This window comes from Mesorhizobium loti CJ3sym (assembly GCF_000472785.1).
Lineage (GTDB): Bacteria > Pseudomonadota > Alphaproteobacteria > Rhizobiales > Rhizobiaceae > Mesorhizobium > Mesorhizobium loti_E.
Genome location: NZ_AXAL01000025.1, coordinates 26,918 through 41,645, shown reverse-complemented (window position 1 = coordinate 41,645; position 14,728 = coordinate 26,918). Strand labels below are relative to the sequence as shown.

Annotated in this window: 13 protein-coding genes; 4 read left to right on the top strand and 9 right to left on the bottom strand. The window is 62.8% G+C overall.

Annotation, left to right across the window (positions count from 1 at the left end; all coding sequences use genetic code 11):
* Nucleotides 1-82 precede the first annotated feature (82 nt).
* Both A3A9_RS0128350 and mazG read left to right on the top strand, forming a co-directional pair.
* Nucleotides 83-1,267 carry an aromatic amino acid transaminase gene (locus tag A3A9_RS0128350; RefSeq protein WP_027061652.1) on the top strand — a complete coding sequence of 395 codons (1,185 nt, stop codon included), beginning with the start codon at nucleotides 83-85 and terminating at the stop codon, nucleotides 1,265-1,267.
* 80 nt (nucleotides 1,268-1,347) lie between these two features.
* Nucleotides 1,348-2,172, top strand: coding sequence for a nucleoside triphosphate pyrophosphohydrolase (mazG, locus tag A3A9_RS0128345; RefSeq protein ID WP_027061651.1), 825 nt, complete (start codon nucleotides 1,348-1,350; stop codon nucleotides 2,170-2,172).
* A 6-nt stretch (nucleotides 2,173-2,178) separates the two neighbouring features.
* On the opposite strand, the gene hflX is transcribed toward mazG, so the two are convergent.
* The 8 genes from hflX to dusB form a co-directional block, all read right to left on the bottom strand.
* The gene (hflX, locus tag A3A9_RS0128340; RefSeq protein ID WP_027061650.1) at nucleotides 2,179-3,570 is read right to left on the bottom strand and encodes a GTPase HflX; all 1,392 of its coding nucleotides are present in this window, start codon (nucleotides 3,568-3,570) and stop codon (nucleotides 2,179-2,181) included.
* Nucleotides 3,571-3,816: an RNA chaperone Hfq gene (hfq, locus tag A3A9_RS0128335; protein WP_006202172.1), complete on the bottom strand. Its 246-nt coding sequence runs from the start codon at nucleotides 3,814-3,816 to the stop codon at nucleotides 3,571-3,573. It lies immediately after the preceding gene.
* 145 nt (nucleotides 3,817-3,961) lie between these two features.
* Nucleotides 3,962-4,825, bottom strand: coding sequence for a D-amino-acid transaminase (locus tag A3A9_RS0128330; protein ID WP_027061649.1), 864 nt, complete (start codon nucleotides 4,823-4,825; stop codon nucleotides 3,962-3,964).
* A gap of 101 nt (nucleotides 4,826-4,926) precedes the next feature.
* Nucleotides 4,927-6,288: a sigma-54-dependent transcriptional regulator gene (locus tag A3A9_RS0128325; protein ID WP_027061648.1), complete on the bottom strand. Its 1,362-nt coding sequence runs from the start codon at nucleotides 6,286-6,288 to the stop codon at nucleotides 4,927-4,929.
* On the bottom strand, nucleotides 6,278-8,608 hold the full coding sequence (locus tag A3A9_RS0128320) for an ATP-binding protein (protein WP_430515898.1): 2,331 nt from the start codon (nucleotides 8,606-8,608) through the stop codon (nucleotides 6,278-6,280). Before A3A9_RS0128320 ends, A3A9_RS0128325 begins: the two co-directional genes overlap by 11 nt.
* Nucleotides 8,609-8,692: 84 nt before the next feature.
* Nucleotides 8,693-10,153, bottom strand: coding sequence for a nitrogen regulation protein NR(I) (gene ntrC / locus A3A9_RS0128315; RefSeq protein WP_027061646.1), 1,461 nt, complete (start codon nucleotides 10,151-10,153; stop codon nucleotides 8,693-8,695).
* Nucleotides 10,150-11,292 (bottom strand): two-component system sensor histidine kinase NtrB, encoded by a 1,143-nt coding sequence (locus A3A9_RS0128310; protein ID WP_027028915.1) that lies wholly within the window; start codon nucleotides 11,290-11,292, stop codon nucleotides 10,150-10,152. Before A3A9_RS0128310 ends, ntrC begins: the two co-directional genes overlap by 4 nt.
* Nucleotides 11,289-12,317, bottom strand: a complete 1,029-nt coding sequence (gene dusB / locus A3A9_RS0128305; RefSeq protein ID WP_027061645.1) for a tRNA dihydrouridine synthase DusB — start codon at nucleotides 12,315-12,317, stop codon at nucleotides 11,289-11,291. The genes A3A9_RS0128310 and dusB overlap by 4 nt, the downstream gene beginning before the upstream one ends.
* 242 nt (nucleotides 12,318-12,559) lie before the next feature.
* Between dusB and A3A9_RS0128300 the strand changes: the two genes are divergently transcribed.
* Both A3A9_RS0128300 and A3A9_RS0128295 read left to right on the top strand, forming a co-directional pair.
* The gene (locus A3A9_RS0128300; protein ID WP_027061644.1) at nucleotides 12,560-13,783 is read left to right on the top strand and encodes a bifunctional 2-C-methyl-D-erythritol 4-phosphate cytidylyltransferase/2-C-methyl-D-erythritol 2,4-cyclodiphosphate synthase; all 1,224 of its coding nucleotides are present in this window, start codon (nucleotides 12,560-12,562) and stop codon (nucleotides 13,781-13,783) included.
* Nucleotides 13,780-14,268, top strand: a complete 489-nt coding sequence (locus tag A3A9_RS0128295; protein WP_027061643.1) for a CinA family protein — start codon at nucleotides 13,780-13,782, stop codon at nucleotides 14,266-14,268. Before A3A9_RS0128300 ends, A3A9_RS0128295 begins: the two co-directional genes overlap by 4 nt.
* On the opposite strand, the gene A3A9_RS0128290 is transcribed toward A3A9_RS0128295, so the two are convergent.
* Nucleotides 14,265-14,723, bottom strand: coding sequence for a type II toxin-antitoxin system RatA family toxin (locus A3A9_RS0128290; RefSeq protein WP_027061642.1), 459 nt, complete (start codon nucleotides 14,721-14,723; stop codon nucleotides 14,265-14,267). The genes A3A9_RS0128295 and A3A9_RS0128290 overlap by 4 nt on opposite strands.
* Nucleotides 14,724-14,728 lie beyond the last annotated feature (5 nt).

The window sequence follows — 14,728 nt, the reverse complement described above, 5'->3', positions numbered from 1 at the left end:
CCGTCTGTTTCGCACAACTAAAAGCGCTGGTGCATCACGTCCGATTTGCGTATCACTCCGCCGCGCCAACGGAACCATAGCGATGTTCGAAGACCTTCAGCCAGCTCCCACCGACAAGATCCTGGCCCTGATCGGCCTCTATCGCGCCGATCCACGCCCCAACAAGGTCGACCTGGGCGTCGGCGTCTACAAGGATCGCGATGGCAAGACGCCGGTCATGCGCGCCGTGCGCGAGGCCGAAAAGCGGCTGCTCAATAGCCAGGACACCAAGACCTATCTCGGCCTCGCCGGCGATACCGGCTTCAATGCGGTGATGGCCAAGCTCGCATTCGGCCCGGGCGCCGACATGACGCGCATCCGCGCGGCTCAGGCGCCTGGCGGCTCCGGTGCGCTGCGGCTGGTGGCGGAATTGCTCAAGCGGACGCGTTCGGACGCGACCGTCTGGCTGTCGGACCCGACCTGGCCGAACCACATGCCGGTGATGCGTGCCGCCGGCCTGCAGATCCGCGAGTACCCCTATTTCGATGCGGCATCAGGTGCGGTTCGTTTCGACGACATGCTGGCGGCGTTGCGCACGGCCAGGAGCGGCGACGTGGTGCTGCTGCATGGCTGCTGCCACAACCCGACGGGCGCGAACCTGGACTCAGCGCAGTGGGAGGCTGTCACCGATCTGGTCGTCGAGCGTGGGCTGCTGCCATTTGTCGACATCGCCTATCAGGGCTTTGGCGACGGCCTCGAGGCCGATGCCCTTGGCCTGCGGCTGCTGGCGGCCAAAGTTCCGGAAATGGTCGTTGCGTCGAGCTGCTCGAAGAATTTCGCTGTCTACCGCGACCGTGTCGGTGCGGCGATGGTCCTTGCCAGGGACGGCGCGCAGGCGGATGTGGCTATGAGCCAGATGCTGTCAGCGGCGCGCGCCATGTATTCGATGCCACCGGACCATGGTGCTGCCGCGGTGCGCATCGTGCTGGAAGACGCCGTCTTGCGTGCGGACTGGGAAGCCGAGCTGGAAGAGATGCGACTGCGCATGCTGAGGCTTCGCGTGGCTTTCGCCGAGGCACTGCGCCGGCAGTCCAACTCCGACCGCTTCGACTTCGTCGCCAGCCATCGCGGCATGTTCTCCCGGCTTGGCCTTACGGAAGCACAGGTCGAGCGGCTGCGTGCCGAACATGGCGTCTACATGGTCGGCGACAGCCGCATCAACGTCGCCGGACTGCCCGAGGACGGCATGGATGACCTCGCCAAGGCGATCGTCTCCGTACTCGACTGAAGCGGTTCACCTGTGGACAAGGCCCCCTCGCCGGCTGACAGCGTTGGCAGCGCGTCGGGCTGCGGGATAGCATCCTGCGTATGACGCCATCCAAAGACATTTCGCGCCTGATCGAGATCATGGCGGCGCTGCGTGCGCCGAAGACCGGCTGTCCCTGGGACATCGAGCAGGATTTCGCGACGATCGCGCCCTATACGATCGAGGAAGCCTATGAGGTGGCGGATGCCATCGCGCGCGGCGATCTGGACGATCTGCGCGACGAGCTCGGCGATCTGCTGCTGCAGGTCGTCTACCACGCCCAGATGGCGCAGGAAGCGGGCGAATTTGCCTTCCCCGATGTGGTGCAGGCCATCACCACCAAGATGATCCGCCGCCACCCGCATGTCTTCGGTGACGAAAAAGCCCGCAGCGCCGGCATGGCCAAGGGCATGTGGGAAAAGATCAAGGCGCAGGAGAAGGCCGAAAAGCGAAGCGCCCGCCTCGCCCGCGGCCTCGACCCGGAAGACAATGGCAGCGGCTTTCTGGACAGTGTTCCCGTCGCCCTGCCCGCCCTGACGCGGGCGCTGAAACTTCAGGAGAAGGCTGCCCGCGTCGGCTTCGACTGGAGCGAGGCGGCGCCCATCCTCGACAAAATCGAGGAAGAGATCGGCGAATTGCGCGAGGCGCTGGCCAAGGGCGAAACGGCCGAGATCAAGGACGAGTTCGGCGACATGCTGTTTGCCGTCGTCAATCTGGGCCGTCACCTCAAGCTCGATTCCGAAGCAGCGCTCAGCGGCACAAATGAAAAGTTCCGCTCGCGCTTTCACTATGTCGAACGCGCGCTGGAGGCGTCGGGAAGCACACTGGAAAAAGCCACGCTGGATGAGATGGAAGCGCTCTGGCAGCAAGCCAAAGGCAAGACGTAAGCGAACTTACGCCTTGTTCTTGCGATGCAATCGGCTTTCGATCTCTTGCCGGGCCGTGTGCGTTGCCTTGAGCGAGATGGTCGCGCTGCCATCCTCATTGTCGGTGCGCGAAACGATGTCGCCATTGCGGTAGAGCCAGTCGACGAGGCCGAACTGCGCCGGCTCGATCGTCACCGTCAGTTCCTCCAGCTCGCCCGACATCCTGGTCTCGATCAGCGCTTTCAGCGCATCGATGCCTTCGCCTGTGACGGCCGAGATGGCGATCGGCGGCGCCTTGTTGGCGTCAGCGCCATCGGCAAGCAGACGCTCGCGATTGCCGTCGTCGAGTAGGTCGACCTTGTTCCACACCTCGATGACGCGCTTGGCATCACCGGCATCGACGCCAAGATCGGCGAGGATCCGTTCGACATCCTCGGCCTGCGCGGCGGTGTCGGGATCCGAGATATCACGCAGATGGATGACAAGGTCAGCCTCGACCACCTCTTCCAGCGTGGCGCGGAAGGCGGCGACCAGATGCGTCGGCAAGTCGGAAATGAAGCCGACCGTGTCCGACAGGATGATCGGCGTGCCGTGTGGCAGCCGCACCCGGCGAAGCGTCGGGTCGAGCGTGGCAAACAGCATGTCCTCGGCCAGCACGTCGGCTCCGGTCAGCCGGTTGAACAGCGTCGACTTGCCGGCATTGGTGTAGCCGACGATCGCCACCACCGGGAACGGCACCTTCTTGCGCTTGGCGCGGTGCAAGTCGCGGGTGCGGCGCACCGTTTCCAGCTCGTGCTTGAGCTTGATGATCTTTTCCTGCAACTGCCGCCGGTCGGACTCGATCTGGGTTTCGCCGGGACCGCCGAGGAAGCCGGCGCCGCCGCGCTGGCGCTCGAGGTGGGTCCAGCTGCGGACAAGGCGGCCCTTCTGGTAGTTGAGATGGGCAAGTTCAACCTGCAGCGTGCCTTCCTTGGTGCGTGCGCGTTCGCCAAAGATTTCAAGGATCAGCCCGGTACGATCCAGCACCTTGGCGTTGAATTCCTTTTCAAGATTGCGCTGCTGCACCGGCGTCAGCGGATGGTCGACGATGACCACTTCCGCATGACCCTCTTTGACGATCTCGGCGAATTCGGCGACCTTGCCGCTGCCGAGCAGTGTCGCAGGGCGCGGATCGTTGACGGTCACCACCGCCGTGTGAATCAAATCGAGGTTGATTGCGCGGGCAAGGCCGACCGCTTCGTCGTGACGGGCCTCGGCCGAACGCACCAGCCTTGGACGGTTCGTCTCGTCGTCGTTGCGCTGGTGGCGGGTAAGCACAGGCACAATGACCACAGCCCGGGTCGGACCCTTGGCTTCCGTCCCGGGATGATGTGCTGGTTTTCCGCGAACCGTGCCGTCCGCGTCCTTGTCACGTGCCAATCAGGCGCCCTGGCTTTCCTCGCCATCGAACATCTGAACCGGCTGGCTCGGCATGATCGTGGAAATGGCGTGCTTGTAGACGAGCTGGGAGTGGCCGTCGCGGCGCAGCAGGACACAGAAATTGTCGAACGAAGTGACCACGCCGGTCAGCTTCACGCCGTTGATGAGGAAGATGGTGAGCGGGTTCTTGCTCTTGCGAACTGAATTCAGGAACAGGTCCTGAAGGTTTTGCGATCGTTCCGCCATTGTTCTTGTCTTTCGCCGATCCCCTTCGGTTTGCAAGCCAATGCGCCAAATTGTCGGGCGCATGTCAAGCTCGCAAACACCGTCTTGTCGTCAGTAACGACAAGCAGAACGAGATATATTGATGTTCATTCCACCTGTGCGGTTATCAGGCTGGACTTTTTTCCGCAATGTCAAAAAAGGCCTGCCGCAACGAAAGTGTTATTGAGCCGGGGTGTCCATTGGCGACGGTATCGCCGTCTATCGACACGACGGGCATGGCAATCGTCGTCGCCGAACTGATAAACGCCTCGCGTGCAGCCTTGGCCTCGGCGACGGAAAACCCGCGCTCTTCGATCTTCAGCCCGAGCTTCGCCGCGACCTCGAACATGGTGGTGCGGGTGATGCCGCGCAGGATGCCATGTTCGGCCGGCCTGGTGACCAGAACGCCATCCCGGGTGACGATCCAGGCGTTCGACGAGCCGCCTTCCTTGACGTTACCGTCGGTGTCGACGAACCAGGCTTCCTGGGCGCCGGCCACTCTGGCCTTCTGCTTGGCCAGTACATTGGGCAGCAACCCGGTGCTCTTGATGTCGACACGATCCCAACGGTTCTCAGGCACAGTGATGACCGCGATACCCGTCTCGGCCCGTTTCGCGCCGGCGGCAGGATCGGCCTTCCTGGCGGTCACCACCAAAGCCGGCTTGGTATCCGCCGACGGGAAAACGAAATCGCGGCTGGCGACACCACGCGTCACCTGGAGATAGACAAGGCCGTTGACGACATCGTTGCGATTGACCACCTCGCGCAAGATGAGAGGCAGCACGCCTGGTGTTACCGGCCAGGCGATCGACAGTTCGCTCAGCGAGCGATTGAGCCGGGCAAGATGGCGCGGCATGTCGACGATGAAGCCACGCGCCACCTCGCAGACCTCGTAGACACCATCGGCGAACTGATAGCCGCGATCCTCGATATGCACGGAAGCGTCCGCGTGAGCGATGTAGCGCCCGTTGACATAGGCAATGCGCGGCATGGGTGGTCCCTCAGAAAAGTCCCAGCTTTCTTATGCGATTCCGCCGCTACCGTAACCGACAAATGCTTGGCCCAGGCGCGGCTGAACGGACGTCGCGCCTGTCAGACGCCCAGCGATTTAAGTTTGCGGTGCAGGGCCGAACGTTCCATGCCGATGAACTCGGCGGTCTTCGAGATGTTGCCGCCAAAGCGGTTGATCTGGGCGATCAGATAGTCCTTCTCGAACTGTTCGCGCGCCTCACGCAGCGGCAGCGCCATGATGTGCTGGTCGGACTGGTTGGGCGTGCGCGGCATGACGTCGCCGATCTCGGACGGCAGCAGATCCGCGGTGATCGGCGCGTCGACGTCGTCGCCGCGCGCCAGGATCATCAGGCGCTCGACATTGTTGCGCAGCTGGCGGACGTTGCCCGGCCAGTTGTGCGCCTGCAGCACGGCCAGCGCATCGTCGCCGATGCGGCGCGGCTTGATGCCGGCCTGGCGGGCGATCTGCTTCATGAAATTGTCGACGAGATAGGGAATGTCCTCGCGCCGCTCGGCCAATCCTGGCACCATCACGGGAACCACCGCCAGACGGTGGTAAAGATCCTCGCGGAAACGGCCGTCGGCAATCATCGCTTCCAGGTTCTGCGAGGTCGAGGAGATGATGCGGACATCGACCTTGACCCGCTTGGTGCCCCCTACCCGCTCGAACTGCTGCTCGACCAGCACGCGCAGGATCTTGTTTTGCGTCTCGCGCGGCATGTCGGCCACTTCGTCGATGTAGAGGATGCCGCGATGGGCTTCTTCCAACGCGCCGACCTTGCGTTCGACACCGTTCGATTCGGTACCGAACAGCTCGATCTCCATGCGTTCAGGCGTGATGTTGGCGGCGCTCAGCGTCACGAACGGTGAGCCCTTGCGTGCCGACAGCGTGTGAATGGCGCGCGCGGCCAGTTCCTTGCCGGATCCGGACGGGCCGATGATCATCACGCGGCTGTTAGTCGGCGCAACGCGCTCGATGGTCTGGCGCAGTTGGCTCATCGCCGACGACATACCGATCAGGTCGAAGGTTTCGCCGCTGCGCTGCTTGAGGTCGGAAACCTCGCGCCGCAATTTCGAAGTCTCAAGAGCGCGCTCGGCAATGAGGATCAGCCGGTCGGCCTTGAACGGTTTCTCGATGAAATCATAGGCACCGCGACGGATGGCGGAGACCGCCGTTTCGATGTTGCCGTGGCCGGAGATCATCACCACCGGCAAGGTGGGATGCATGGTCTTGATCTCATCCAGCAAGGCCAGGCCGTCCAGACGCGAGCCCTGCAGCCAGATGTCGAGGAAAATCAACCTCGGCGCACGATCAGCTATTGCCGCCAGCGCGCTGTCGGCGTCGAATGCCGTACGGGTTTCGTGACCTTCGTCGCTCAAGAGGCCCGCGACGAGTTCACGGATGTCTTCCTCGTCATCGACGATGAGAATATCAGACGCCATTACCGACCTTTTCAGTTTCTCTTTCGTGTTCCGTCTTGGCCTCGCCGCGCGACGGCGTGGCGGCCGCGGGCGGCAGGATGATCGAGATCATCGCACCACGCCCGCCATGGAAATCCGCAGGTGCATCATGTAGTTCCAGCCTGCCACCATGGTCCTCCACGATCTTCTTGACGATGGCGAGACCAAGCCCGGTGCCCTTCTCGCGTGTGGTCATATAGGGCTCGAGCAGCCGTTGGCGATTCTCCCGCGGCAGGCCTTTGCCATTGTCGATGACATCGATTCGAATCGCGCCATTCTGGCGGCCGGCTTGAATCCGGATTATGCCGTGCGAACCGTCCTTCTGTTCCAATCCGTCGATCGCTTCGGCGGCATTCTTGATCACATTGCCGAAAGCCTGCGCCATCAGCCGGCTGTCGAACGTGCCCTTGAGCGGTTCGGTGCCGAAGAGGCGCTCGAAGGTGATGTCGGCGCGGCTGACTTCGACCAGGAACGAAGCCTCGCGCAACGATTCGCGCAAATCGATGGCCTTCATCTCGGGCTTGGGCATGCGGGCAAAAGCCGAGAATTCATCGACCATGCGGCCGATGTCCTCGACCTGCCGGATGATGGTGTCGGTACACTGATCGAAAACCTCGCGGTCCTCGGTGATGACCTTGCCGTAGCGGCGCTTGATGCGCTCGGCCGAAAGCTGGATCGGCGTCAGCGGATTCTTGATCTCGTGGGCGATGCGCCGCGCCACATCGGCCCAGGCCGAGGAACGCTGGGCCTGAACCAGATCGGTGATGTCGTCGACCGTCACGACGTAGGATTTCTCCTCCGAGCCGTCGTCGCCGGCCTCGATGGTGATCTGCACGTTGAAGGTGCGCTCAGTGCCGGCGCGGAAGAATGTCACCTGCTCGCGGTAGACTGGCTTGCCCGACTGGCGGCCGATCTCGAAGACACGGCCGACATGCGGCAAAATGGCGGAAAGGTTCTGCCCGAGTGCCGCGCTGGCGGAGATGGCCAGCATCGATTCGGCCGAACGGTTGACGATGGTGATGATGCCATAGGGGTCGACGCCGATGACACCGGCGGTGACGCCGGCCAGCACCGCTTCCGAAAAGCGCCGCCGTTCATCGATCAGATCCTTGGCCGACAGGATCTCGTTGCGCTGGGATTTCAGTTCCAGAAGCATCTTGTTGAAGGTGTCGCCGAGCGAGGCGACATCCCCGTCCGATGGCCGCACCGGCACGGCGACGTCGAGATTCCCGGTCGCCACCTCGTCGGCAGCGCCTATGAGCTGGCGGATTGGCCGCACCAGCCGATCAGCGACGGCGATACCGGTCCAGATGGCCGACAGGATGATGATCAGCGTCAGCGAGAGATAGGGCAGCGCGAAGGCCACTTGCGAGGTGCGCCTGTTGTCTTCGAGATTGCGATATTCGTCCGTGTTGGACCTGACGATCTGCCGCGCCTTGATGACCTCCGGATCAACCAGCCGGATAGTGTAGAGGTAAACACCCTCGATCTCGCGTAGCTTGACGATGGCGCCCATGATGTTGCGGGTGCGCGGCTCGATCAGAACCGGCTTGCCGTCGGTGGCGGTGCTGACGGAGCCTTCCGGCGGTTCCGGCATGGCGAAATCGGCATCGGTCTGGGCGCTCATGACGAACGAGCCGTCGGACTTGATCAGCGCGGCGTGGGCCAGCGACCGACCCACAGCCTCCTTGTTGAGGAGGTCGAGAAAGCCTGTGCGATCAAGACCATAAAGCGTGCGCGACGCGTCGAGATCATAGGCCATCGACAGCGTCGTGCCCTGCAAATTGCGGGCATTTTCCTGGACATAGGCATCGGCGATCGAGAGTGAAGAATTGACGATCGTCTTGGTGCGAATCTCGAACCAGCGGTCGAGACCGATATCGAGCGTGATCGAGGCGATGATCGCCACCATGATGGCCGGAATGGCGGCAACCAAAGCAAACATGGCGACGATGCGCACATGCAGCCGCGAGGCCGCCTTGCCATGCCGGCGCGCCATAACGATGCGATGCACCTCGCGTCCAACCAGTGCCATGAGGAAGAGCACGAAGGCCGCATTGAGCGCAATCAGCGCCCAGGTCGTCTTGGCGTCAGGCGCGATCGGTGTCGCACCGACCAGGATGGTGAACGAAATGGCGGCCATGACCAGCGCGCCGATGACCGCCACCACGCCGGGCAACGCCAGCAGCCGGCGCCTGTCGCGTGCGCCGGGTTCGCTGAAAAGCGGTTGGTTGAGTGCAGGTGCTTGCGGAGTCATGTCGCCGTATTGAGCCAATGATTGCGTTCGATCTATGCAACGCATTGTGGCGATTATGCAACAAGTGTGACCGCGACGGGAATCTTTCACCGCCCAGTCCCCCGAAAAGAGCCGGCGTCAGATCAGCGCTCAGCCCGGCCGCGACGATTTGTAGACGTTGACGCCCAGTTCGCGAATCTTCTTGCGCAACGTGTTGCGGTTCAATCCCAGCAGCTCCGCGGCCTTGATCTGGTTGCCGCGGGTTGCCGTCATCGAGGCAAGGACCAGCGGGTATTCGACTTCGGACAGGATGCGCTGGTACAAGCCGGCGGGCGGCAATTCGCCGGCAAAAGAAGCGAAATAGCGCTGCAGGAAGTGCTCGACCGCCTGGCCGATGGAGAGATCGTCGGGAATCAGGTTGCCGCCGCCGGGCACAACGGGGCGCTCGCCAGTCTTCAGCTCCGCCTCGATGATCTCGGCGGAAATCTCATCTTGCGAATAAAGCGCGGCGAGCCGTCGAACCAGGTTTTCCAGTTCGCGCACATTGCCCGGCCACGGATAGCGCTTCATGAGTTCGATGCCGCCGGAAGAAATACGCTTGGTCTGCAGGCCCTCCAGCTCGCCCAGCTTGAAGAAGTGGCGAACGAGGTCAGGGACATCCTCCGAGCGCTCGCGCAGCGCGGGCAAGCGGAGCGGCACGACGTTGAGACGATAGAAAAGATCCTCGCGGAACAGTCCCTGGTTGATCAGCGTGCGCAGATCCTTGTTGGTGGCGGCGACGATGCGCACATCGGTCTTGATCGGCGTGCGGCCGCCGACAGTCGTGTATTCGCCCTGCTGCAGGACGCGCAGAAGGCGCGTCTGCGCCTCCATCGGCATGTCGCCGATCTCGTCAAGGAACAGTGTGCCGCCCTCGGCTTGTTCGAAGCGGCCGGTGGAGCGGTTCTGCGCGCCGGTGAAGGCGCCCTTCTCATGGCCGAACAGCTCCGATTCGATCAGGTCGCGCGGGATCGCCGCCATGTTGATGGCAACGAAGGGGCCGCCTCGACGGCGGCCATATTCATGCAGCGCGCGCGCCACCAGCTCCTTGCCGGTGCCGGATTCGCCCGAGATCATCACCGTCAGGTCGGTCTGCATCATGCGGGCCAGCATGCGGTAGATGTCCTGCATGGCAGCCGAGCGTCCGACAAGCGGCATCGCGTCGGGCTGTTCTTCGGGGTGCGTATCGATCTTCGGCCGGCGTGGTTCCGAAAGCGCCCGGTTGACGATGCTGAGCAGTTCAGTCAGGTCGAACGGCTTCGGCAGATATTCGTAGGCGCCGGTTTCGGATGCGCGGATCGCCGTCATGAAGGTGTTCTGGGCGCTCATGACGATGACGGGCAGCTCCGGCCGCGCCTTCTTGATGCGGGGCAGCATGTCGAAGGCGTTCTCGTCCGGCATCACCACATCGGTGATGACGAGGTCACCCTCGCCCGCCGCCACCCAACGCCACAAGGTCGAGGCGTTGGACGTGACGCGCACCTCGTGGCCGACGCGCGAGAGGGCCTGATTGAGCACCGTGCGGATGGCCGCATCGTCATCGGCGACGAGAATATTGCCGCGAACCGTCATTTGCGGTCTCCTTCACCGTCTTCTTCAGCGCCGAATGGCGTTTCCTTCCAGGCCGGCATCAGGATGCGGAATGTGGTTCCGCGCGGCGTCGAATCGCATTCGATGATGCCACCGTGCTCGCCGACGATCTTGGCGACCAGCGCCAGCCCAAGCCCTGAGCCGTTCGGCTTGGTGGTGATGAAGGGATCAAACAGGATCGGCAGGATATCCTCCGAGACGCCGGAACCATTGTCGCGCACGCAGAACTCCAGCGGCAGCGAGACGCGATCCTGCGTGCCCGGAACGGAAACGCGAATGCCCGGCCGGAAGGCGGTCGACAGAACGATCTCGCCCTGCGGGTCGCTGCCGATCGCCTCGGCGGCGTTCTTGACCAGATTGAGGAACACCTGGATCAGCTGGTCCCGGTTGGCGAAAACCGGAGGCAATGATGGATCATAGTCCTCCAAGATCTTGATTTTCTTGGCGAAACCATTCTTTGCAATCGCTTTCACATGATCCAGCACGACGTGGATGTTAACGGGGTAGCGATCGATCGGCCGCTCGTCGGAAAACACCTCCATGCGATCGACCAGCGAGACGATGCGGTCGGTCTCGTCGGTGATCAGCCGGGTCAGGGCGCGGTCCTCGTCGGATGCGGACAGTTCGAGCAACTGCGCGGCTCCCCTTATGCCGGAGAGTGGGTTCTTGATCTCATGGGCAAGCATCGCCGCCAGGCCGGTCACCGAACGCGCAGCACCGCGATGCGTCATTTGCCGGTCGATCTTGTCGGCCATCGACCGTTCCTGGAACATGACGACGACGGAACCCGGGAATTCCGGCACAGGCGCGACATAGAGATCGACGACTTTCTCGATGCCGAGACGCGGCGAGGACACGTCGACGCGATACTCGTTGACCGGAGCATGACGCTCGCGCACCTGGTCGACCAGCGTCAGCAAAGGGCTGCCGAAAGGAATGAGTTTCGACAGTGTGTTGCGGGCGAGCATATTCGCGCTCGAGCGGAAGAAGTCCTCGGCATCGGCATTGGCGTAGGTGATGAACCCATCCATATCGACCATGATCACCGGACGGCGGATGGTGTTGAGCACGATATGGGCGGCTTCCGCCATATCGGTGCCCTGGGTGGCGTTGGCGTTCATGCCGCACTCCGCAGGTTCAGGGATTGCGGATCGCGCGAAAACACATTTCGCAGCAAGGCAATGACACGGGTTGGTTCGAACGCGGTCAGGATGGCTTTTCGGTCGTCGTCGGCGACACCAACGACATGGCGATCGAGATACCAGCCCAAATGCTTGCGCGCCTGGCGCAAGCCGCTCTCGATGCCATAAAGCGCCAGCATGTCCTCGTAATGGGCGATGACATAGTCGGCCAATGCCGCGGGATTGCGCGGCACGTTGGTCGCCGTTTCGCCTGCTGCCGCGGCTGCGATGCCACCGGCGATCCAGGGCGCGCCATAGTGTGCGCGACCGACCATCACCGCATCGGCGCCGGATTGATCGAGAATGTCGGCGGCCTCGGCAGGGGAACAGACGTCGCCATTGGCAATGACGGGAATCGACACCGCTTCCTTCACACGGGCGATAGCGCGCCAATCGGCCTTGCCCTGATAGAACTGGCAGCGCGTGCGGCCATGCACCGTTACCATCTTGACGCCTGCCTGCTCGGCACGGCGCGCCAGGATAGGCGCATTGAGCGCGCCTTCATCCCAGCCAAGCCGCATCTTGACCGTCACCGGCACCTCGACTGCGCCAACCACGGCCTCAATCAGCGACAGGGCATGGTCGAGGTCCAGCATCAATGCCGAACCGGCATAGCCGCCGGTCACCTTCTTGGCCGGGCAGCCCATGTTGATGTCGATGATGTCGGCGCCCTCGCCGGCGGCGATACGCGCGCCCTCGGCCATATGGGTCGCCTCGCGGCCAGCAAGCTGCACCATATGGACGGGCAGGCCGGAATGACGTATGCGCAGGTCGAAACCGGCCCTGCCCTTGGCGAGTTCGCCGCTCGCCACCATTTCGGACACGACCAGACCAGCGCCATGCGCGTGGGCGCGCTTGCGGAAAGGCTCGTCGGTAATCCCCGACATCGGCGCCAGGAATACGCGATTGCGGATTTCCACGCCGCCGACGTCGAGAGGCGCGGCCAATTTGGCTGAGTTAACCATGCACAAAAACCAAGCACGTCTATTCGTTGCACATTCTCTAGCCATATCGGCCGCAATGTGCAACGCGGAATGACGCCACATTAAGGCGCAATTGGGAAAATGCCGGCCTTCGGCTTTTGCCGCGACCAGATTGCCGCGCATCCTCCAGTATGTGTGAAGGGCGCTTTGGAATTCATATTTGACGCACGATCTTTTCCGAAAACCAATTACACTTTCGGGGATCGTGCGCTAAGCCAATCGCCATGACTGACGCAAGCGAAAACGCGAGTGCGAGAGGTGGGGTTGCCGTGGTGATCGTCGCCGCCGGCCGCGGCGCTCGTGCCGGGCAGGCCAACGGACCCAAGCAGTACCAGACCATCGGCGGGCGCGCCGTCATTGCGCATACGCTGGAGATGTTTCTGGCGCATCCGCAAACCGGCCAGATTGTTGTCGCCATCCACGCCGACGACCACGACCTGTTCCGGCAAGCGGCCGGCATCCAGGCCCAGCGTGTCACTGCCGTCATTGGCGGGCCAACCAGGCAGGAATCCGTCCGGCTAGGGCTGCTGGCGCTGAAAGAACACGCGCCCGTCCATGTTCTGATTCACGATGCCGTCCGCCCGTTCGTCGACGCGGAGTTGATCGACCGCACCATCGCCGCCATCGGCGAGAACGAGGGGGCGTTGCCCGCCCTGCCCGTTGCCGACACGTTGAAGCGCGAGTCAGCGTCGGGCGTTGTCGCGGAAACCGTTTCCCGCAGCGGACTGCACGCCGCGCAAACACCGCAAGGTTTCCCCTATGGGCCGATCCTGGCGGCGCACGACAGGGCCTATCAGCTGGGCAGACTGGACTTCACGGACGATGCGGCCATCGCCGAATGGGCGCATATTCCAGTCAAGCTCGTTCCCGGCTCTCCGGACAATATCAAACTCACCTGGGCACGGGACATCGCCATGGCGCACCAGCGGCTTTCCAGCGAACGAACACACTTCCCCGACATCCGCACCGGCAACGGTTACGACGTCCATGCTTTCGAGCCGGGTGACCACGTCACCCTGTGCGGTGTTTCCCTTCCGCATGACAAGAAGCTGTCCGGCCATTCCGATGCCGATGTCGGGCTGCACGCTTTGACTGATGCGCTGCTGGCGACCTGCGGCGCCGGCGACATCGGCACGCATTTCCCGCCGTCCGACCCGCAGTGGAAAGGTGCCGCGTCGCGGATATTCGTCGAACACGCGGCGAAAGTGGTACGCCAGCGCGGCGGACGCATCGCCAATGCCGACATCACGCTGATCTGCGAGGCGCCGCGCGTCGGGCCGCACCGCGAGGCGATGACATCAGCCCTGTCGCAGATGCTGGGCATTTCCGCCGACCGCATCTCGATCAAGGCGACAACCAACGAGAAGCTCGGCTTCATCGGCCGCGAGGAAGGCATTGCGGCGATCGCCACCGCCAGCGTGGTGTTTCCAGGCGAGGTGCCGGAATGAGCAACGCCGAGCTCGCAAACGCCCTGCTGCTGGCCTGCCAGCAACGCAGCATCATGCTGGCAACGGCGGAAAGTTGCACCGGCGGCCTGATCATCGCCGCGCTGACTGACATTGCCGGCTCCTCCGCCGTGGTCGACCGCGGCTTCATCACCTATTCCAACGAAGCCAAGATGGAGATGCTCGGCGTTTCCGCCGAAACGCTCGACGCGCATGGAGCAGTGTCGCGCGAAACGGTGCTGGAGATGGCGGCCGGCGCGCTGGCGCATTCACGCGCAAGCCTTTCTCTTGCCGTTACCGGCATTGCCGGTCCAGGCGGAGGTTCGGCCGACAAGCCGGTCGGTCTCGTCTGGTTCGGCCTTGCCCTGGCTGGCCAGCCGGTTGTCGCCGAGCGCCAGCTGTTTGGCCACAAGGGCCGCGAATTCATCCGCCACGAGACAGTGAGAAACGCCCTGAAGCTGGGCCTGCAAGCGCTCAGGCAGAATTAGGCCTGCGGTGTGACACCATAGACGATTTCGGCGCGCTTTTCGAATGCCTCGGCGAACATCCGGAAGCCACGGTCGAACATGGTGCCCATCAGCGCGCCCAGGATGCGGCTCTTGAACTCATAGTCGATGAAGAAGCGAACGGCGCAGCCGTTACCATCGGGCTCGAAACGCCAGACATTGCTCAGATATTTGAACGGGCCGTCGATGTATTTGACCTCGATGGTGCTGTCATCAGGTTTCAAAAGCACCTGCGTCGTAAAGGTTTCGCGGATCGCCTTGTAACCGACACTCATGTCGGCGAGGAGGACGGTGCGTCCGTCACGCTCCTTGCGCGAGCGCACCGTCAGCGCCTCGCACAGCGGCAGGAATTGCGGATAGGCCTCGATATCGGCAACCAGCGCAAACATCTGCTTTGGCGTATGGGCAAGGCGTCGGGTGGCTTCGAATTTCGGCATGAACC